Annotated in this window: 1 protein-coding gene; it reads right to left on the bottom strand. The window is 72.9% G+C overall.

Going from position 1 to position 247, the window contains the following annotated elements; all coding sequences use genetic code 11:
* The coding region (locus tag EOB49_RS35660; RefSeq protein ID WP_127383579.1) for an NAD(P)-binding protein at positions 1-247 on the bottom strand (247 nt) is incomplete at both ends.

Here is a 247-nt window from a genome sequence, read left to right as displayed (position 1 = left end):
TCGCGCACGCGCCCCCATGCCGAGAGACCGGGCAAGCGGCATTCGCGCGCCACGCGGCCGCCGAGTTCGGTTCCGGCTTCGGCGATGGCCACCTGATAGCCGCGCAGGCCGAGCGCACGCGCCGCCTCCAGCCCCGCAGGGCCGGCGCCGACGATCAGCACGCTGTCGCTGTCGCCCTTGGCCTGCATGCGTTCGGGATGCCAGCCCTTGCGCCACTCCTCCATGAAGGTCGGGTTCTGCGTGCAGC

The sequence above is a fragment of the Mesorhizobium sp. M7A.F.Ca.MR.148.00.0.0 genome, from assembly GCF_003997735.1.
In the GTDB taxonomy this organism is placed as follows: domain Bacteria; phylum Pseudomonadota; class Alphaproteobacteria; order Rhizobiales; family Rhizobiaceae; genus Mesorhizobium.
Note: the sequence above shows the minus strand (reverse complement) of the source record. Positions and strands in the feature narration are given on the sequence as shown.